18 protein-coding genes and 1 other RNA gene are annotated in these 17987 nt (G+C 64.4%); 13 read left to right on the forward strand and 6 right to left on the reverse strand.

Annotation, left to right across the window (positions count from 1 at the left end; translation table 11 throughout):
- Positions 1-3: 3 nt before the first annotated feature.
- From LA343_RS05950 to LA343_RS05980, 7 genes are all read left to right on the forward strand, one after another.
- A complete protein-coding gene (locus LA343_RS05950; RefSeq protein WP_025402433.1) occupies positions 4-792 on the forward strand; it encodes a zinc ribbon domain-containing protein in 789 nt (262 codons plus the stop codon).
- The gene (locus LA343_RS05955; protein ID WP_224209139.1) at positions 768-1565 is read left to right on the forward strand and encodes a histidine phosphatase family protein; all 798 of its coding nucleotides are present in this window, start codon (positions 768-770) and stop codon (positions 1563-1565) included. Before LA343_RS05950 ends, LA343_RS05955 begins: the two co-directional genes overlap by 25 nt.
- Positions 1566-1579: 14 nt before the next feature.
- An RNA gene (gene rnpB, locus LA343_RS05960) (RNase P RNA component class A) lies at positions 1580-2049 on the forward strand.
- 39 nt (positions 2050-2088) lie between these two features.
- Positions 2089-3552 carry an RNB domain-containing ribonuclease gene (locus LA343_RS05965; RefSeq protein ID WP_025402434.1) on the forward strand — a complete coding sequence of 488 codons (1464 nt, stop codon included), beginning with the start codon at positions 2089-2091 and terminating at the stop codon, positions 3550-3552.
- 52 nt (positions 3553-3604) lie between these two features.
- Positions 3605-3778 carry a hypothetical protein gene (locus LA343_RS05970; RefSeq protein WP_224207756.1) on the forward strand — a complete coding sequence of 58 codons (174 nt, stop codon included), beginning with the start codon at positions 3605-3607 and terminating at the stop codon, positions 3776-3778.
- Positions 3762-4169, forward strand: coding sequence for a YidH family protein (locus LA343_RS05975; protein ID WP_025402435.1), 408 nt, complete (start codon positions 3762-3764; stop codon positions 4167-4169). The genes LA343_RS05970 and LA343_RS05975 overlap by 17 nt, the downstream gene beginning before the upstream one ends.
- Before the next feature lie 17 nt (positions 4170-4186).
- Positions 4187-4531, forward strand: coding sequence for a DUF202 domain-containing protein (locus tag LA343_RS05980; RefSeq protein ID WP_025402436.1), 345 nt, complete (start codon positions 4187-4189; stop codon positions 4529-4531).
- Here LA343_RS05980 and panB read toward each other — a convergent pair.
- Entirely contained in the window at positions 4509-5408 is a 900-nt protein-coding gene (gene panB / locus LA343_RS05985; RefSeq protein WP_025402437.1) for a 3-methyl-2-oxobutanoate hydroxymethyltransferase, read from the reverse strand. The two genes, LA343_RS05980 and panB, sit on opposite strands and share 23 nt — an antisense overlap.
- Before the next feature lie 68 nt (positions 5409-5476).
- Here panB and glnA point away from each other — a divergent pair, with 68 nt between their 5' ends.
- The 4 genes from glnA to LA343_RS06005 all read left to right on the forward strand — a co-directional run bounded on the left by glnA (position 5477) and on the right by LA343_RS06005 (position 11544).
- Complete coding sequence (gene glnA / locus LA343_RS05990; protein ID WP_025402438.1) at positions 5477-6817, forward strand: type I glutamate--ammonia ligase; 1341 nt, start codon at positions 5477-5479, stop codon at positions 6815-6817.
- An 86-nt stretch (positions 6818-6903) separates the two neighbouring features.
- Positions 6904-10020, forward strand: a complete 3117-nt coding sequence (locus LA343_RS05995; RefSeq protein ID WP_025402439.1) for a bifunctional [glutamine synthetase] adenylyltransferase/[glutamine synthetase]-adenylyl-L-tyrosine phosphorylase — start codon at positions 6904-6906, stop codon at positions 10018-10020.
- Positions 10021-10104: 84 nt separating this feature from the next.
- Positions 10105-10776 (forward strand): hypothetical protein, encoded by a 672-nt coding sequence (locus LA343_RS06000; RefSeq protein ID WP_025402440.1) that lies wholly within the window; start codon positions 10105-10107, stop codon positions 10774-10776.
- 18 nt (positions 10777-10794) lie between these two features.
- Complete coding sequence (locus LA343_RS06005; protein ID WP_025402441.1) at positions 10795-11544, forward strand: sulfite exporter TauE/SafE family protein; 750 nt, start codon at positions 10795-10797, stop codon at positions 11542-11544.
- Positions 11545-11568: 24 nt separating this feature from the next.
- Here LA343_RS06005 and LA343_RS06010 read toward each other — a convergent pair whose 3' ends face one another.
- The 5 genes from LA343_RS06010 to bioB form a co-directional block, all read right to left on the reverse strand.
- A complete protein-coding gene (locus tag LA343_RS06010; RefSeq protein WP_081737289.1) occupies positions 11569-12816 on the reverse strand; it encodes a glycosyltransferase family 87 protein in 1248 nt (415 codons plus the stop codon).
- A gap of 36 nt (positions 12817-12852) precedes the next feature.
- Positions 12853-13347 (reverse strand): SRPBCC family protein, encoded by a 495-nt coding sequence (locus LA343_RS06015; protein ID WP_025402443.1) that lies wholly within the window; start codon positions 13345-13347, stop codon positions 12853-12855.
- A gap of 47 nt (positions 13348-13394) precedes the next feature.
- The gene (locus tag LA343_RS06020) at positions 13395-14582 is read right to left on the reverse strand and encodes an aminotransferase class I/II-fold pyridoxal phosphate-dependent enzyme (protein WP_025402444.1); all 1188 of its coding nucleotides are present in this window, start codon (positions 14580-14582) and stop codon (positions 13395-13397) included.
- A 188-nt stretch (positions 14583-14770) separates the two neighbouring features.
- The gene (gene bsaP, locus LA343_RS06025) at positions 14771-15130 is read right to left on the reverse strand and encodes a biotin synthase auxiliary protein BsaP (RefSeq protein ID WP_396021861.1); all 360 of its coding nucleotides are present in this window, start codon (positions 15128-15130) and stop codon (positions 14771-14773) included.
- A gap of 43 nt (positions 15131-15173) precedes the next feature.
- Positions 15174-16211: a biotin synthase BioB gene (gene bioB / locus LA343_RS06030; protein WP_025402446.1), complete on the reverse strand. Its 1038-nt coding sequence runs from the start codon at positions 16209-16211 to the stop codon at positions 15174-15176.
- Positions 16212-16372: 161 nt separating this feature from the next.
- Here bioB and LA343_RS06035 point away from each other — a divergent pair, with 161 nt between their 5' ends.
- Positions 16373-17275: a fructosamine kinase family protein gene (locus tag LA343_RS06035; protein WP_052337533.1), complete on the forward strand. Its 903-nt coding sequence runs from the start codon at positions 16373-16375 to the stop codon at positions 17273-17275.
- A gap of 181 nt (positions 17276-17456) precedes the next feature.
- On the forward strand, positions 17457-17981 hold the full coding sequence (locus tag LA343_RS06040) for a hypothetical protein (RefSeq protein ID WP_224207752.1): 525 nt from the start codon (positions 17457-17459) through the stop codon (positions 17979-17981).
- Positions 17982-17987: the final 6 nt, after the last annotated feature.

Raw genomic sequence — 17987 nt, forward strand, 5'->3', positions numbered from 1 at the left:
GCGATGCGGTGTGATCCGGAATATAAGCCCTACCTGGCGCAATTGGCAGCCAGCGATGATGAGATCAGCGTGCTTGAAGCACGTCTGAACAGCTTGCCGGAGCAGGCTCGCCTGGACGATCTGTTGGAGAAGCAGGCGCAGCGCCGCCAGCAGGTGGCTCTGCGGCGCAGCAGCGCCCGGGAGAAGAAGCAATCGGTTGAACGGCTGCGCCAGGACGTCGGCAAACTGCGCGCGCGGGCGAAGGCCAACGTCAAGGCGCTGAGCGCCGAGGTGGACCGGGAGCGCCGCCGCGATCTCAAGCACGACCTCGCCGCCACGCACACCCGCCTAGCCGTGTTGGAAGAGCGGTTGCGCAAAGCCGACGAAGTGGCAGCGATGTTCGCGGACGAGCAGGAGGAATCGGCAGGTACGTTCAATTCCGGCCACCTTGCCGATCCGATCGTCACGCACACCTCCGCCGGGGAGGCAGCTGGCGATGATACGGATCGCGACCTGGCCGACGCCATCGCTGACGCGCGCCGGGACGTGGAGCGTGCACAGAATGCTATCCACGCAGATATCCAGGCAGCGACCTCCCGAGCCCAGGCCGCTCGCCGTAAGATCTGCCAGCATGTCCTCGGTGCCTACGATCGCCAGCGGGCGGAACACGGCGTGGGTGCTGCCGAACTCAAGGGCCGGACGTGCCAGGGATGCTTCATGGAACTGGACCCCGCCTTCCTGCGGGAAGTCAAGAACTCCCCGGCGGACGTGGTGCTTCGCTGCCCGGAATGCAACGTGCTGCTACTCACCTAGCGGTTAAGGTGGTGAGCACCACCGACTGCACCCCTAACTGCCCGCCGGTGGGGCTCGAGTTCACGTGCGCGAAAGGATGCCAGCGATGGAAAAGCCAACCGCATCTGCGGAGACACACGGTTCCCTCTGCGGCACCAGCCTGGCACGGCGGCGCCCGCCCCACCCGTTTCCTCCTTCTCCGCCACGGTCAGACTGCGATGAGCGTGCAGGGCCAGTATTCCGGACTGTCGAACCCCGCCCTGACCGAACACGGCGAGCAGCAGGCCGCCCGCGCCGCCCGCTACCTTGCGGCACACGGCAACATTGAGGCGATCGTCGCCTCGCCGCTGCACCGCTGCCAGCAGACCGCCCAGGCAGCCGCCGCAGCGTTGGGCATACCCGATGCCGTACGCACCCACGAAGGGCTAGTGGAAATGGACTTCGGCGACTGGGAGGGCAAGACCTTCGGCGAGGTCCGCGACGAATACCCCAGCGACCACGCCACCTGTCTCATCGATATCACCGCCAAACCTCACGGCGGGGAGAGCCCGGAAGAGGTGTACCAGCGCGTATTTCCGGTCATCGACGAGCTCACCGAGGAATACCCGGGCGCCAACGTGCTGCTCGTCAGCCACGTGACCCCCATCAAATCCATTCTCCGCTACGCCCTGGGCTGCAGCGGATCGATTTACCGCAGCTTGCACCTGGATCTCGCGGGGTTGTCGGTGGTGGAGTTCTATCCCGAGCATCAGGCCGTGATCAGGCTGGTTAACGATACCCACTATCTGCGGTAGAGTGACTAGCGCGCAAAGGTGGCCGGGTGATCGCGGCACGTGGAACCATCCCACACGTTGGGGGAGGCCAGGTGCGGAGGAAAGTCCGGACTCCACAGGGCACGGTGGTTGCTAACAGCAACCCGGGGCGACCCGCGGGCTAGTGCCACAGAAAACAAACCGCCGCGTGCCACCCACGCCTTCGGGCGCACGGTAGCAGCGCGGTAAGGGTGAAAAGGTGCGGTAAGAGCGCACCAGCACTGCAGGTGACTGCGGTGGCTTGGTAAACCCCACTGGGAGCAAGGTCAAGACGTTGCACACGGATGTAAGCCGTCCAGCAGTGCGACGCAGTTCCAGAGCTGCCCGCTCGCTTTTTCAGGGACAGGTAGACCGCTTGAGACCTCCAGCAATGGAGTGTCCAGATGGATGATCACCTCGCGCCGCCCACCCCACGGGGACTTAAGGCGGTGTACGACAGAATCCGGCTCACAGGCCACCTTTGCGCCCCAAACGTTGAGGGCCACATACGTTTACGCTAGTGGGCATGAAACTATTCGCCGCCGAGTTGGATTTCCGCCCCGTTGCCGAGGAATTCGACCTCCCCACATCGTTTCCTGCCGACGTCGAACGGGAAGCCGAACTCGCCACCGACCGGTTCCCCGACGAGCGCCGCGACCTCGTGGACGTTCCCTTCGTCACCATCGATCCGGCCGGTTCCATGGACCTCGACCAGGCCGTGCATATCGAGGCCGAGCCGCACCCCGCCACCGGGCAGACCGGCTGGCGCGTCCGCTACGCCATCGCGGACGTCGCCGCCTTCATCACCCCGGGCAGCGCCCTCGAGGCCGAATCCATCCACCGCGGCCAGACCATGTACCTACCGGACGAGCCCGTCCGGCTGCACCCCACCGCGCTCTCGGAAGGCAGCGCCTCCCTGCTGCCCGACCAGATCCGCCCAGCCGTGGTGTGGGACATTCACGTTGCCCCCGACGGCGAGGTCGACACCTTCACCGTCTACCGCGCCCGCGTGCGGTCCGTCGCCCGCTTCGACTACGACGATGCAGAGGCGGACATGCTCGCCGGAACCCTACACCCCGCCATCGCGGAACTGCCTGCCCTCGGCGCTGCTCGGCAGCGCTCTGACCTGCGACGGCATGCGATCAACTTGCGGCTTCCGTCCGTCTCGGTGGTCACCACCACCTCCGACGCCACCCCGCAGCGCCCCGCCCCATCATCTGTAGGTGACGACCGGGTGTACTCCCTGACGGTGGATCCCAGGGGATTGATGAATGACTACAACGCGGAGCTCTCTCTGCTCGCAGGCATGTGTGCTGGGCAGATGATGGTCGCCGCCGGACGCGGCGTGCTGCGCACACTGCCCCCAGCCAGCGACAAGGCTCTGGCCGAGTTCGATGCCGCCGCCACCGCGCTGGGATACGACCGCGCGGGCCGACACGTCGGCGAGCTGCTCGCCGAGGTGGATGCCTCCACGCCGCGCGGCATGGCCGTCATGCGCGATGCCCAGCGGTTACTGCGCGGCGCGGGCTACGTGCCGATCGGGCTCACCGACGCGCCGGGGGAGCCGGAAATCCACGCCGGAATCGGCGGCTACTATGCGCACGTCACCGCGCCGTTGCGCAGGCTCGTGGACCGCTTCGGCACGGAAATCTGCCTTGCCATCGCCGAGGAACGCCCCGTGCCCGATTGGGTGGAAGAGACGCTTCCGGCCGTGGTGGAAGCAATGGATTCCAGCAGCCAAAAGGCTAACAAGGTCGACAGGGCCTGCCTCAACCTCACGGAGGCCGTGGTGCTGCGGCCCTGGGTTGGGCAGAACTTCTCCGCCACCGTGCTGCATTCCGGGGATTCCAGCGCGCAGGTGTTCCTGGAACAGCCCCCGGTCATCGCGGATTGCCAGGGCACGCCGCACGAGGCCACCACCGCCGTGGTGACACTCATTACTGCGGACCCGGCCAGCCGCGAGGTCGAATTCGCGTGGCCTGCCGACTAGCAGGCGCTGGAGGTGCGTTCGCGGAGTACGGAAGTGTGGTACTAAAGAAGGCATGAGCGAAAACAAGTGGTACTTCGATACGCAAACGGGTGAGGTCACCCAGGGCAAGACCGATTCGTGGGAAAACCGCATGGGCCCCTACGACAGCAAGGAAGAGGCCTCCCACGCGCTTGAGATCGTCCGCCAGCGCAACAAGGCTGCCGACGAGTATGACGAAGAAGACTAACGAGTCTTCCTCCGACACATCCCACGAGCCCGATCGGTCGTGGTTCGCTCGGGTTGTTCTGCCCGAGGGAACGGACCCCGATCCGCGGTTCACGCTCGCCAATGAGCGTACTTTCCTGGCGTGGATCCGCACGTCGCTAGCCTTCCTCGCCGGTGGCGTGGCGCTCGAGGCGTTCCGCATTCCGGGGATCCCGGCGCACATCTGGAGTGGCGCGGCAGTGCTGGTGCTCGTCGTGGGGCTGCTCATCGCCGTGGGGGCGGCGATCCGTTGGGTGCGCGTGGAACGCGCTATGCGCACCGGCAGGCCCCTGCCTCTGCCTGCCCTTATTCCCTTCCTCTCCGGCGTGGCGGTCCTCGCCTGCACCGCCGTGTTGGCCTTCGTCCTCAGCTAGGGGAGGGGGCACAGACAATGGCAAATACTCAGGAGCACTTCCACTCCGACCCCGGGCTTCAGCCCGAGCGCACCTCGCTGGCGTGGACGCGCACCACCGTGGCCCTCATGGTGGCCAGCACTGTGCTGCTGAGGTGGGCGCACCTCTACGGCCCCTACATCGTGGGCGTCTCGATTTTCCTCATGTGCACCGCAGCGACGGTGCTGTTGACACAGCGCAAGCGGTACGTGAGATCTGCCAAGGGGCTGGGCCACGAGCAGGTCACCCCCAATGTCATGGCCGTGGTGCTGCTGACGGCCGCGATGGTGCTGTTCGGCGGAGCGGCCATTGTTTTTGTGCTTATCGAAGCACTGAATCGCTGAAGCAGTGTTCCTCAGCCGGGAACGTGCCCTGCGCAACCTCTTTCTTGTACGCCGCAGCCGCAGCGGTGAGATCCGCACCCACGTGAGCCCACTGCTTGGCGAATCGCGGGCGGTGGCCGTTGTCGGGCAGCGCGACCATGTCGTGCCACACCAGCACCTGCCCATCACAATCAGGGCCCGCGCCGATGCCGATGGTGGGGATCTCCAAGGCAGCGGTGACCTTCTTCGCCACCTCGGCGGGCACCATTTCCATGACCACCATGTCGGCCCCGGCTTCTTGGATGGCTTCGGCGTCGGCAAATAACTGATCCGCACCAGAACCGCGGCCCTGAATCTTGAAGCCACCCAGCTGGTTGACCGACTGCGGGGTGAAACCTATGTGCGCGCAGACGGATATGCCGGCGTCTGTGATCGCCCGGATCTTGGAGGCCATTCGCACCCCGCCCTCGATCTTGACCATGTGTGCCCCGGAGCGGCGCAGCATCTCGGTGGAGGAGCGCACGGCCTGTTCCTCGGAGGCCTCGTACGTGCCGAAGGGAAGGTCGGCGACGACCAAAGCATTACCCGCCCCGCGCACTACCCCCGCGGCGAGGAAAGCCATTTCGTCCATGGACACGCGCTGGGTCGTGTCGTAGCCGTAGACAACGTTCGCCGCAGAATCCCCCACGAGCATGACCTCAATGCCAGCCTGCGCAAACGCCGAGGCCGTGGAGTAATCGTAGGCCGTGAGCATCGCAAACGGGTCTCCCGAACCCTTCCGCGCCTTAAGGTCGGAAATGCGCACCTGCTTGGTGGGAACCAAGTATCCGGCGGGCTGACCGGAGGAGTGAGCTGAAGAATCTACTGAAGAATCTGTCGGGGAATCTGCGACTGTCATGGATCAAATTGTGCCACGATGCCGTGCTTCTCAAAACTTCACCCACAACCGTGCCTACAATAGGGTTCATGAATCGCCAACAGGAATTCGTCCTCCGCACGCTCGAGGAACGCGATATTCGATTTGTCCGCTTGTGGTTCACGGACATCCAAGGCTTCCTGAAATCCGTGGCCGTTGTGCCCGCGGAACTCGAGGGAGCGTTCGAGGAAGGAATCGGCTTCGATGGCTCGGCCATCGAGGGCTTCTCCCGCATCGCAGAATCAGACACCATTGCCCGCCCCGACCCGTCGACCTTCCAGATCCTGCCGTTTAGCGACAGCCCCGACGGCCACCTCTCGGCACGCATGTTCTGCGACATCGCCATGCCGGACGGCGAGCCCTCCTGGGCCGACCCCCGCCAGGTGCTGCGCCGCCAGATGAACAACGCGGGCACCCAGGGATTCACCTGCTACATCCACCCGGAGATCGAGTTCTTCCTCATCAAGAGCCTCGATACTGACGGCTACCCGCCGGTTCCCACCGACTGGGGTGGCTATTTCGATCAGGCCGTCACCGACGATGCCCCGGCCTTCCGCGCCCACGCCATCAGCTCCCTAGAGCGCATGGGCATCTCTGTGGAGTTCTCCCACCACGAGGCCGCGCCGGGCCAGCAGGAGATCGACCTGCGCTTCGCCGACGCGCTGTCCATGGCCGACAACATCATGACGTTCCGCTACCTCATCAAGCAGGTGGCCCGCCAAAACGGCGTGTCCGCAACGTTTATGCCCAAACCGTTCACCGAGCACCCCGGTTCGGCCATGCACACCCACATCTCGCTGTTCGAGGGCGATGAAAACGCATTCCACGACCCAGATGACGAGCTGCGCCTGTCGAAGACCGCCAAGTCCTTCATCGCGGGCATTCTGGAGCACGCCCCGGAAATCTCCGCCGTGACCAACCAGTGGGTGAACTCCTACAAGCGCATCGCCTCCGGCGCCGAGGCTCCTCGCGCCGCCGCGTGGGGCGCCTCCAACCGCTCCGCGATGGTTCGCCTGCCCATGTACACCCAGAACAAGGCCGCATCCCGCCGCATCGAGGTCCGCTCCCCAGACTCCGCCTGCAACCCGTACCTCGCGTACTCGGTGCTGCTTGCCGCCGGCCTGAAGGGCGTCAAGGAGAACTACGAGCTCCCGGCCCCCGCCGAGGACGACGTGTCGCACATGACCCGCCGCGAGCGCCGCGCCGCCGGCTTCAAGGACCTGCCCAGCGATCTGGCGGACGCGCTGCGCCACATGGAGCGCTCCGAGCTGGTCGCCGACGCCCTCGGTGAGCACGTCTTCGAGTACTTCCTCCGCAACAAGTGGCGCGAGTGGTACGACTACCAGGGCCAGATCACGCCGTGGGAGCTGCGCCACAACTTGGCCTTCTAACAACACCCGAGCCCCATCCATCTACCGGGGCTCACCTTCACGGCCTCCGCGAAGGCTCACAGACGAAGTGACAGAGGAGTTTCACGTTGACTCGTCCACGGACATCCCGTTCTGCCGTCCCCACCGCCCGCAACTTGGGGTTGACCCATCCCCGGGCACAGGAGGACCTCGACAACCTCGGGTGGAGCAATGCGGAACACGCGGATGTGCTGTGGTCCCTGGCCGCGACCGGCGATCCCGATCTGGCGCTCAACAACCTCGTCCGGTTGTTTGCCGCCCTGGACAGTATTGCCGAGGACGGCGGCGATCTGACCTCTACTGTCTCGTCTTTTTCCGACGCCTCAACGCGGTCCCTGCAACAGGCCATTAAGGACAATCAGACGTTCCGAACCCGACTGTTCGGCCTGTTCGGCGCGTCCTCCATGCTGGGTGATCACATCGTGGCACACCCGCTGCGCTGGGTCCGGCTGTCCCTGGATCTGCCTAGCGGCGAGGAAATGATGGAGCTCATGCTCGATTCCGTCCACGCCGTCGCCGACGAAACGGAGGATGGCCGCACGGTCTACCGCGCCGCCATCACCGGCAGCGAGGCCGATGACGCGATGCGCGTGACGTACCGGACGATCCTGTCGCGCATCGCCGCGATCGACGTGGCAGGCACGATGATTCAGCGCGCCAACCCGGATCCGGAGCCCGTGGACTTCGAGGTCCTTTCCCGCGCGCTGGCCGACGCCGCCGATGCCGCGCTCACCGCAGCCCTGGCCGTGGCCTGCGCCGTGGTCTACGGCACCGCGGATTCCGAGACCAAGCACGAGCCAGCCCGCCTGGCAGTCATGGCGATGGGCAAATGCGGCGCCCAAGAGCTCAACTACATCTCGGACGTGGACGTGATCTTCGTCGCCGAGCCCGCCGATACGAAGGCCACCCGCTGGGCCGGCGAGTTCATCAACATCGGCTCGCGCGTGTTCTTCGAAGTCGATGCGGCCCTGCGCCCCGAAGGCAAAAACGGCGCCCTGGTCCGCACTCTGGAATCGCACATCGCCTACTACGACAGGTGGGCCGCCACCTGGGAGTTCCAAGCGCTCCTCAAGGCCCGCCCGATGGCCGGTGACTTGGAGCTCGGCCAGCAGTACATCGAGGCCTTGGCCCCAAAGGTATGGAATGCCTCCGAGCGCGAAGACTTTGTGCAAGACGTGCAAGCGATGCGGCGTCGAGTGATCGACAACGTGCCGGAGGAGATCCGGTCCCGTGAGCTGAAGCTCGGCCCCGGTGGCCTGCGCGACGTGGAATTCGCCGTGCAGCTGCTGCAGATGGTCCACGGACGCACCGACGAATCCCTGCGCGTGCGCTCCACCGTTGCCGCGCTACGGGCGCTCATGGACGGTGGTTACGTGGGCCGCGAGGATGGGCATAGCCTCATCGATCACTACGCCTTCATGCGCATGCTGGAACACCGCCTGCAGTTGCAGCGCCTCAAGCGCACCCACACGCTGCCGCCGAAGGACGACGAGGCGGCGCTGACCTGGCTGGCCCGCACGTCAGGCCGGCGGCCGGAGGGCTCGCGGACCGCGATGCAGCAGCTGCTCAGCGACGTGCGCCGCGTGGGTGTGGAGATCAACCAGCTGCACACCAAGCTGTTCTACCGCCCGCTGCTGAGCTCGGTGGCGGCGATGAGCGCCGACACCGTGCGCCTGTCGCCGGAGGCCGCGAAGCGCCAGCTGGCTGCGCTGGGCTACCAGTACCCGGACCGCGCCTACGAGCACCTCAGTGCGCTGGCTTCCGGCAGTTCGCGCAAGCACAAGCTGCAGGCCATCATCATGCCCACGCTGCTGGAATGGTTGGGTAAGACCGTGGACCCGGATGCCGGCCTGCTCAACTACCGCAAGGTCTCCGAGGCAGCGGAGGATCGCGCCTGGTTCCTGCGACTGCTGCGCGACGAGAACGTGGTGGGGCAGCGGCTCATGACCATCTTGGGTACCTCGCCGTACGCCTCCGAGCTGATTCTTAATTCGTTGGATTCCATCAAGCTGCTTTCCGACGGTGCGAATGGCCCGAAGCTGCTGGACAAGAACCCGGCGGTGGTCACGCACTCGCTGGTCGCCGCAGCCGCTCGGCACCGCGATCCGGAGAAGGCGATTTCCGTGGCGCGCTCGTTGCGCCGCGCCGAGCTCGCCCGCATCGCCTCGGCGGATCTGTTGGGCTTCATGGATGTGGAGCAGGTCTGCCAGTCGCTGTCGTGGGTGTGGGACGCCGTGCTGGAGGCCGCACTTCAGGCCGAAATCCGCTGGTGGGAGGATGAGCACGCCAAGAACGCCCCGGCGTTAATCAGCGTGATCGGCATGGGCCGCCTCGGCGGCGCGGAACTTGGTTATGGGTCCGACGCCGACGTGATGTTCGTGACCCAGCCCGGTGAGGGAGTCGACGATAGCGAGGCCGTCAAGTGGGCCACCACGATCTGCGATAACGTCCGCTCGCGCTTGGGCAAGCCCAGCCAGGACCCGCCGCTGGAGGTGGACATGGACCTGCGCCCGGAGGGGCGCAACGGCGCCATCGTGCGCACCATGGAATCCTACGAGCGCTACTACGAGCAGTGGGGCGAGACGTGGGAGATGCAGGCGCTGCTGCGCGCCACGTGGATTGCCGGCGACAAGGACTTGGGCATCCGCTTCCTACACATGATCGACAAGTATCGCTATCCCGTTGGGGGAGTGGACCAGAAGACCGTGCAGGAAGTCCGCCGCATGAAGGCTCGCGTTGACGCCGAGCGCCTGCCCCGCGGCGCCGACCGCAACACCCACACCAAGTTGGGTCGAGGTGCGCTGACGGACGTGGAGTGGACCGTGCAGCTGCTGGCGATGCAGCATGGTGAAGGCTCCCAGCGCCTGCGCAACACCTCCACGCTGGAGCTGCTGCGCGAGATGGCCGGAGCCGAGCTCATCAGCGAGGCCGATTCGCAGATCCTGCAGGAAGCCTGGATCACCGCCACGATCGCGCGCAACGCGATTGTGCTGGTCAAGGGCAAGCGCAAGGATCAGCTGCCGAGCCAGGGCAGCCAGCTGCGCCAGGTCGCCGCTGCGGCGCACTGGGCGCCGCAGGATGCCCAAGAATTCCTCGATGATTACCTCAAGAAGACCCGCAAGTCTCGCCGCGTGGTGGACCGGATCTTCTGGGGCGAGGATATCGGCTTCGACGAGGCATTCTGACCTAGATCTGGTCTCGCTCTGGTCTGGCGCAGAACTTAACTTTGATCTAGCGCAGACAAACAAGGCTATGCTAACTTCTTGGTCATGGAAGACAGCGTGGGCACTCACACCAGTACCGGCACCGGCCAGGTGGTAGCACCGGCCGGTGCTCATCGCTGCGTACAACCCATGATCGATGCCAGCGTGACCATGGTGGGCGACGCGCTGCGGCGCTCCACCGTATGGGCCCGCATGATCGACGGCAGCCTGCCGTTCATGGGCCGGGCTGCCTACTTGGAGCAGCACTGGGAGGGCCTGCGTGTGCTGCGCAACTCTCTGGAATCGACGGGACTGTGTGCTCAGCTGCGGCCCGCGCTCACCGACACCGTGGAACGCCTCGGGGGAGCACTCGACCGTTCCCATACCACGGCGACATGGCGCGAGCACCATGTGACAATGCCGGCGATGCTGGAGTTTCGGCGTCGAGTTAATGAGATGACCGAGGCCCGGGACGCCGTGGGATTGGCCGCCCACGCGGTGGTGCGGTTGGCCGCGGTGAAATCCTGCCCGATGCCGGGCGAACCCACGCACATTGCCATCCCTCCCGTGACCTGCGTGCGCACCGATGAGGACGAGGAATACTTCGCCGAAGAACTCTCCGCCGCCACGCTGCTGGTGCTGGCGCACGGGTCCGATGTGTGCCGCAGCTACCACAACTCCATGCGCAGTTCGAGTTGTGCGGTGACCGCGGCGGCTATTCGCCAGGCGCTCATGTAGCTGCTATAATCTACGGGCATGTCGCTCATCGTTCTAGTAGCCGTTGTGGTGTTTATCGGCGCGGCGATGCAGCGTATCTCGGGCATGGGGCTGGGGCTACTGTCTGCGCCCGTGCTCTCCATTGCGATTGATCCCGTCGTGGGGGTGCTGGTGGTCAATATCCTGGCCAGCGCCAACGCCTTCATGTCCACGCTCAGTGTGCGTTCCATGGTCAATTGGCGGAAGTTCGCGCTCATCGGATCGGTGATGATCGTCGGCGTGATACCGGGGGCAATGCTCATTTCCGTGGTGTCCGCGGCAGTGCTTCAAGTCATCGTGGGCGGCGTGCTGCTCAGCGCGCTGAGCCTGGTGACGTTGGGCAAGCGCTACGTGCCCCAGGCGAGAGGGTTGGCACCGGCCGTGGCGGCTGGCGTTGCGGGCGGGTTCATGAACACCATCGCCGGTGTCGCCGGCCCAGCCATTACGGTGTACGCCCAGGCCGCGCGGTGGGAGCAGCGCAGTTTCGCCGCGACCTTGCAACCGCTGTTCGTGGTGTCCGGTCTGCTGAGCTTTGGGGTGAAACTCGGTGCCGGGACGGGGGATTTCTCCGGCATCCCCATGGAGATCTGGCCGGTCAGCCTGGTGTCCATGGCGTTGGGGATCGTGCTAGCGAGTCGCTTCGCCGAGCGTGTGCCCAGGCTGTGGGCACACCGCATGGCTATCGCGATGGCGTCGGCCGGCGCGGCGAGCGTGTTGGTGCGCGGATTGTTGACTTTGCTGGTGGGCTAGCGGAAGTGGGTTAGCGGCGGTGGGTTAGCGGCGCAGCGCGAATCGGCCGCAGAGAAACGCCAGGTAGATCATCAAAACATTGCGTGCAGCCAAGATGAGGGCGACCACAGGGTTCGGACCGAAGACCAGCTGGGAGTACAGGAACGGGTAAAGCAGCGTGGTCATCGCCGCGATGATGATGGCGACGCGGGGGATCTTACCGAGTCCGTGGGTCGGTATCACGGCAAGGACGACCGCCAGCAGCGGGCCGAACCACGTGAGATATTGCGGGGAGAATACCTTGTTGCTCACGATGAGGAGGACCACGAGCAGCAGGAAGAAGGAGGCTGCCTTGTCCGGGGTCCAGCCTCCGCGCACGAAGCGCACGCAGGCCACGCCGAGTGCTAGCGCGAGCGTGGCCAGCATGAGCGCGTTCGATACAACGATGCCCGCGCTCACACCGGGTCCAAAGATCTCATAGCTCTTCGACGCCGCGTACTCGATCACCCAGCCATCCTTGTTGAAGGAGTTGGCGAGGGTGAGCGGGGTCGCGGCGATCGATTCCACCTGCAGGCCGCGATCCCCCTGGTAGGACAGCGGGGAAGTCAGCCGTTCGAACCCCGAGGTGGCAATGGTGATCCCAGCGGTGACCACGACGGAGAGGGCGAACCAGATCAGGCGGGTCCACGTGGAGCGGTTGTTCCATTTGCCTACCAGCGCCGCTGCCAGTACGCCCGGCCAGAGCTTGGACATTGTTGCCAGTCCAAGGAGGGCGGATGCCACCCGTGGACGAGTGAACAGAAAAGCCACCGTCAACGCCACCAATAATCCGGGATACAAATCCAGGCGGGTGAGCAATATGGGCCCCGCAGCGGCAGAAAAGAAGATCCAGTACGTGGGGGCGTCGAGACTACCGGCGGCTGAGGAACGGCGCCCGAGGTAGATGAGGAAAGCCAGAAACGCCGCCGACAAAGCCACGATGGTGGCGACGAACCCGATGACGAAGGCTGTGTTGTTCGTAGGCGTGATGAGGTCGATGAGACGCAGGGGCCACACGCCGGCATCGGGGTATTCGGAAAGCGACGGCGTGGAGTCCAGCTGAGCGTGCGGATCGAGCTCAGGGTGCAGCCCGCGGAAGTAGTAACCGATGTCCTCGGTGGGCGTGCGGGCGATGGTGAGAATCGAAATCCAAAAGATCTGGACGATGGCCCAGCTCAGCCATACGGCGCGCACGCTGCGCAAACGCAGCGGTGGGCGCACTGTTGCGGCCCGAGATCTAGTTGTCGTGGTCATGCCCACCTGCTGCCTTTCACAACAGGTGATTTTAGCCTACGGATTGATTTTTTCGGTCGACTCGGCTTCCTTAGCCAAAGATTCCAAGGTCTGCTCCATGCCTGCACGCAAGTCGGTCTCGAAAGACTTCTCGCCGCCGAGGGCCACGGAGACAAGGGCACGAGAGACAGCGGTGGTGTTTCCATCGACCAGGCGCTTGTGGGTCACAGTGGTCTTGGGGTGACCGCCAATGCTGTTCGGCTCATCGCAGGTGAGCTCGAAGCGCCAGCGACTGGAATTCAGAGGAATCTTGAACTCCAGCGTCTTGAGGGAATCCCAGGCGGTGACGACCGACCACGTGGGCCACCACAGCAGCCCCTTGCGGTTGAGGTTGATCGTCCACGAGCCCTTGCGGGGAGCCCCACCGACCACCTTCATGACCTTGCATTGGGGGCTGCGCTTGCCCATCGACTCGAGGTCCGAAATAAGTGCCCAGACATTCTCGATGGGGGCGTTGATGGTCTTCGAAACGGAAATCTCCTCAGCGGCCATGGGGCGGGGCGTCCTTTCTTTGACAAAAGTTCGTGATTAGTTTAGCACTACCTGAGTTGTGCAGCACGGGTGAAGGAGCGTAGTCGGTCAATGGCGGTGGCCATGGTCTCGTCGTTCTTGCAGAATGTCCACCGGACCAGGGTATTCCAGGACGAGTAGGAAGAGTCTGTGGCCTCAGGACCACCGTCGGCGAGGAACACGCTCACGGGAATGGCGGCCACACCCGCATCCTTGGGCAGCCGGGTGCAGAAATCGACGGCGGATTCCCCAGGGAACATCGGGGCGATGTCGGAGATGAGGAAGTAGGTACCCGGAGCCTCAAAGACTTCCATGCCCATGTCCCGCAGTGCCTCGGCCAGTTCGGTGCGGCGGCGTTCGAGGGTGTCGCGCCACTGCACCGACCAGTCGTGGGCATTGTCCAAGGCCCACGCCACCGCGGGCTGGAATGGCGTGGCACCCACGTAGCTGAGGAACTGCTTGGCCGCCACCACGGCATCGAGCAGCTCGGCGGGTGCCATCGCCCAGCCGATCTTCCAGCCCGTGACGTTGAAGCTCTTCGCTGCGCTGGAAATCGTGACCGTGCGCTCGCGCATCCCTGTGAGCGTGGCGAAGGGAACGTGCGTGCCCTCGAACACGAGGTGCTCGTAGACTTCGTCGGTAATCACGACGATCTGGGTGCCCCGGATACAGTCGGCAATGAACTCTAGGTCCTCCCGGCTCAGCACCGTTCCGGTGGGGTTGTGGGGAGTATTCAGCAGAATCGCCGAGGTGCGCGGGCTCAGCGCCGCCGCGAAGGCCTCCCGATCCAGGGCAAAGGACGTGTGTCCCGCAGAGTTGTCCTGGTCGGCCTGCACCCGCTGCAGGCGCACCGGCACCAGCGTGGCCCCGGCCAGTCCCACGGCCGCGGGGTACGCATCGTAGGTCGGCTCCAGTGCCACGACCTCGGATCCTTCCTCGACCAATCCCAGGATGCTCGCGGCCAAGGCCTCGGTTGCCCCCACGGTCACGGCGATCTCTGTCTCTGGATCCAGCTCGTGGCCATGCCGGCGCGCGCGGTCGGCCGCGATGGCCCGCCGCAGCTCCGGAAGCCCCCGGCCGGGTCCGTACTGATTCATCGTGGCGCCGGGCTCGTGGACCATTCGCGCGGCGATGTCCAGCATCTCTTGGGGGCCGTCCTCGTCGGGGAAGCCCTGCCCCAAGTTCGCGGCCTTGTGCTGTGCGGCTAAGGCACTCATCGTGGCGAAGATCGTCTCGCCCACGGAGGCAACCCGGTGCGCCCGATGCACACTGAAGGCGGGGGAGCAGCTGGTGGCGTCTGAGGACAAAGAGCGGGAGGAATCATCTGGAGTGGTCATCACGTGCCTAGCGTATAAAAAGCGCCCCACGAGGGGGCGCGAATGGGAGAGGAAAAGGTGCGGGGGGGCTAGCCCTGCTCGGGCAGGGTGGGCATGCGATCGAGGTAGATCGTCGCGTCGATATCCCCGTGGCGGGAACACGCGGCGGTCCATCCCATGGGATCAACCTGCACCTGCATTCGGCGACCGCACAGTGGGCAGAACCGCGGCGGCTCCAGACCCGCGCGGGCACCCACGCTGCGCCCAGCCAAAGCTCCGCGGGCGGGTTTGATGCCCTCGGCGCAGAGTGGCTGACCACTGTGCGGGTCGTAGCTGATCTCCTGTCCCAGCAGGTAGGCCGCCGTCAGCTCGCTGGTGCCATGCGGCAGCGGCAAAGCCGATGGCGATGGGTTGGGGTGCGCGCTGGGAGCGCTATCGATGGTGTTCACGGCGGTGCCTTGGGTTCAAGCCTACGATCTGTAGGGGGCGGATTTAGAGGGTCGCGTTGAGAGCCTTGATCGGCAGCTGCAGCTTGCCGAGCATGTCGATGTCGCGCTCAGCGGGGCGGCCCAGGGTCGTTAGGTAGTTGCCCACGATGACGGCGTTGATGCCGCCGAGCATGCCCTTTTCCGCACCCAGGTCGCCGAGGGTGAGTTCGCGGCCGCCGGCGAAGCGCAGCATGACCTGCGGCAGTGCCAGGCGGAACGCGCCGATGGTCTTCAGCGCCTCGTTGGCCTCCATCGGCTCCAAGTGGGAGAACGGGGTGCCGGGGCGGGGGTCGAAGAAGTTCATGGGAACCTCGGTGGGGTTGAGGCGCTGCAGGTCCGTGGCGAACTCGGCGCGCTGCTCAACGGTCTCGCCCATGCCGACGATGCCGCCACAGCAGACCTCCATGCCTGCGTCGCGCACCATCTCGAGGGTGTTGATGCGCTCTTCCCAGGTGTGGGTGGTCACGACCTCGGGGAAGTAGCTGCGGGCGGTTTCCAGGTTGTGGTTGTAGCGGTGCACGCCGGCCTTCTTGAGACGGTCGACCTGCTCCTGGGTGAGGATACCGATCGACGCCGCTACGTTGATGTCCACCTCAGCCTGAATCGCGTCGACCGCGTTTTCCATCTGCTGCATGAGGTCCTCATCGGGTCCCTTGACGGCAGCGACGATGCAGAACTCGGTGGCGCCGGTCTTGGCGGTCTGCTTGGCGGCCTCGATGAGCTGGGCGATGTCCAGCTGCACGGAGCGCACGGGGGATTCGAACAGTCCGGACTGGGCGCAGAAGTGGCAGTCCTCGGGGCAGCCACCGGTCTGCAGGGAGATGATGCCTTCCATCTCCACGGCGTCGCCGCACCAGCGCAGGCGAACCTGGTGGGCGATGTCGAGCAGTTCGTCAAGGTGCTCGTCGTCGATCTTGAGGACTTCGAGGGTGTCCTCGTAGTTCAGCGGGATGCCCTTTTCGAGGACCTGCTCGCGAGCCTTCTTGAGGATGGCCGGGCTTTCGGTGCCGGATTGGGTGGAATCAGTGGTGGCGGTCGTCATCGCGTCTCCTGAGTTGTTGGGAATGTTTTACATCCTAATGACGTCCTTGAACTGTGTTCAAGAATCCGGAACGACCGTGGTCAGGGGCGTGTCTTGCGGAGGGGATTGCGGTGGATTGCGAGCATCTTGCACGATCTCTGTGTGGGGATAGGGTGGGGACTATGTCTCATAGGTCGTCTCACAACTCGTCGAACCATTCAGCCCAGGACTCCTATTGGAAAAACAACCCCGGTGCCACTGGGCAATGGGAGGTGGCGGGGCTGCGCTGGTTGGGGGAGGCGATGGAAGCCGGCGGAGCCAGGGTAGTGCGAGTGCTCGAGGTCACCGGCGATGGTTTTGCGATCGAGTCCGTGCAACCTTCCACCCCCACGCGCGAAGCGGCGGAGCGTTTCGGCCGGGCGTTGGCGGCTACGCATGCTTACGGGGCGAACAGCTTTGGGGCGAGTCCCCTCGATGACCTCAGCAACCTCGGTGGTCTCGATGACCTCAGCGGTCGTGGTGGACACGGCTTTCAAGGGCCCAACGATCAACTCCTCGATCTTCCCCTGCGCCCTTTCGACAGCTGGGGAGAGTTTTTCGCAACGGTGTGCCTAGAACCGCTCGTCGACCGTGTGCGGCCCCGCATGAGCAGCGGCGATAACGCCAAGATTGATGCGCTCCTAGAGCGTCTTGCTGCCGGTGATTTCGATGATGGAACCGCGCCCGCGCGGATCCACGGTGATCTGTGGAGCGGGAATGTGCTGTGGGGGAGTATCTCGGCGGAAGGCGCCAGCGAGAACTCCAGTGGCAGCCCGGATCGGCACGCCGACGTTGAAGGGATTCTCATCGACCCTGTGGCGCACGGCGGCCATCCCGAAACCGACCTGGCCGCGTTGGATATGTTCGGTGCCCCGCATCTCGGGGCGATCCTCGGAGCCTACGAAGACACTGGCCAGCTGCAACCGGGCTGGCGCAATCGGGTGCCGCTGCATCAGCAGTACATCCTCTGGTTGCATGCGGCGTTGTTCGGTGGTGGGTATCTTGATCAAACGCTGGCGGCTGTGGATCGAGCACTCAGGCTGTAACGAATGGCAACCAACAGCAACCAACAGCAACCAACGGCAACCAACAGCACGTGTGCTGCCCCTGCTGACTCGGCTGGCCTGTGGTGAGGGTAGTAACGTTTGATCACGTTCAGATTTTCTGTGCTCATGCTTTTCCTAATCTGAGGTGTTTCTAAACGTGAAAAGATCTTTGTCTATTGCCATGGCTTTCGTCGGCCTCACGGTTGGCGCCGGTTTTGCCACCGGAAAGGAAGTCATTCAGTACTTCGTATCCTTCGGTTCCATGGGAATCTGGGGAGCAGTTCTTTCCGGCGTAATCATGACCGCTGCCGGAGCCGTGATCCTTCAAATCGGCAGCTATTTCCTTGCCGAGGAGCACAATTTCGTGTTCCGCAATGTCTCCCACCCCATTGTGTCCAAATTCTTGGATCTCTCCGTGACCATCACGCTGTTCGCTGTGGGATTCGTGATGCTGGCCGGTGCAGGTGCCAACCTGAATCAGCAATTCGGCATTCCGGCATGGATTGGCTCAGCCGTGATGACCCTCGTGGTGATCGCAGCGGGCATGCTGGACGTGGACAAGGTGAGCCAGATCATCGGCATGCTCACCCCTCTCATCATCGTCGCGGTCCTCATTGGTTTCGTCTACACGCTGATGAACATGCCCACTGATATGTCCACGCTTAACGCCACCGCGCAGGCGGAGGCTTCCCCGGTATCCCCGTAGTTCCTC

It is taken from the genome of Corynebacterium falsenii (assembly GCF_020099275.1).
Lineage (GTDB): Bacteria > Actinomycetota > Actinomycetes > Mycobacteriales > Mycobacteriaceae > Corynebacterium > Corynebacterium falsenii.

Excerpts from the sequence above, each read along its gene's own strand:
- LA343_RS05950 (WP_025402433.1), top strand. The coding sequence starts at position 4 with ATGCGGTGTGATCCGGAATATAAGCCCTACCTGGCGCAATTGGCAGCC.
- LA343_RS05955 (WP_224209139.1), top strand. The coding sequence starts at position 768 with ATGCAACGTGCTGCTACTCACCTAGCGGTTAAGGTGGTGAGCACCACC.
- LA343_RS05965 (WP_025402434.1), top strand. The coding sequence starts at position 2,089 with ATGAAACTATTCGCCGCCGAGTTGGATTTCCGCCCCGTTGCCGAGGAA.
- LA343_RS05970 (WP_224207756.1), top strand. The coding sequence starts at position 3,605 with ATGAGCGAAAACAAGTGGTACTTCGATACGCAAACGGGTGAGGTCACC.
- LA343_RS05975 (WP_025402435.1), top strand. The coding sequence starts at position 3,762 with ATGACGAAGAAGACTAACGAGTCTTCCTCCGACACATCCCACGAGCCC.
- LA343_RS05980 (WP_025402436.1), top strand. The coding sequence starts at position 4,187 with ATGGCAAATACTCAGGAGCACTTCCACTCCGACCCCGGGCTTCAGCCC.
- panB (WP_025402437.1), bottom strand. The coding sequence starts at position 5,408 with ATGACAGTCGCAGATTCCCCGACAGATTCTTCAGTAGATTCTTCAGCT.
- glnA (WP_025402438.1), top strand. The coding sequence starts at position 5,477 with ATGAATCGCCAACAGGAATTCGTCCTCCGCACGCTCGAGGAACGCGAT.
- LA343_RS06000 (WP_025402440.1), top strand. The coding sequence starts at position 10,105 with ATGGAAGACAGCGTGGGCACTCACACCAGTACCGGCACCGGCCAGGTG.
- LA343_RS06005 (WP_025402441.1), top strand. The coding sequence starts at position 10,795 with ATGTCGCTCATCGTTCTAGTAGCCGTTGTGGTGTTTATCGGCGCGGCG.
- LA343_RS06010 (WP_081737289.1), bottom strand. The coding sequence starts at position 12,816 with ATGACCACGACAACTAGATCTCGGGCCGCAACAGTGCGCCCACCGCTG.
- LA343_RS06015 (WP_025402443.1), bottom strand. The coding sequence starts at position 13,347 with ATGGCCGCTGAGGAGATTTCCGTTTCGAAGACCATCAACGCCCCCATC.
- LA343_RS06020 (WP_025402444.1), bottom strand. The coding sequence starts at position 14,582 with ATGAGTGCCTTAGCCGCACAGCACAAGGCCGCGAACTTGGGGCAGGGC.
- bioB (WP_025402446.1), bottom strand. The coding sequence starts at position 16,211 with ATGACGACCGCCACCACTGATTCCACCCAATCCGGCACCGAAAGCCCG.
- LA343_RS06035 (WP_052337533.1), top strand. The coding sequence starts at position 16,373 with ATGTCTCATAGGTCGTCTCACAACTCGTCGAACCATTCAGCCCAGGAC.
- LA343_RS06040 (WP_224207752.1), top strand. The coding sequence starts at position 17,457 with ATGGCTTTCGTCGGCCTCACGGTTGGCGCCGGTTTTGCCACCGGAAAG.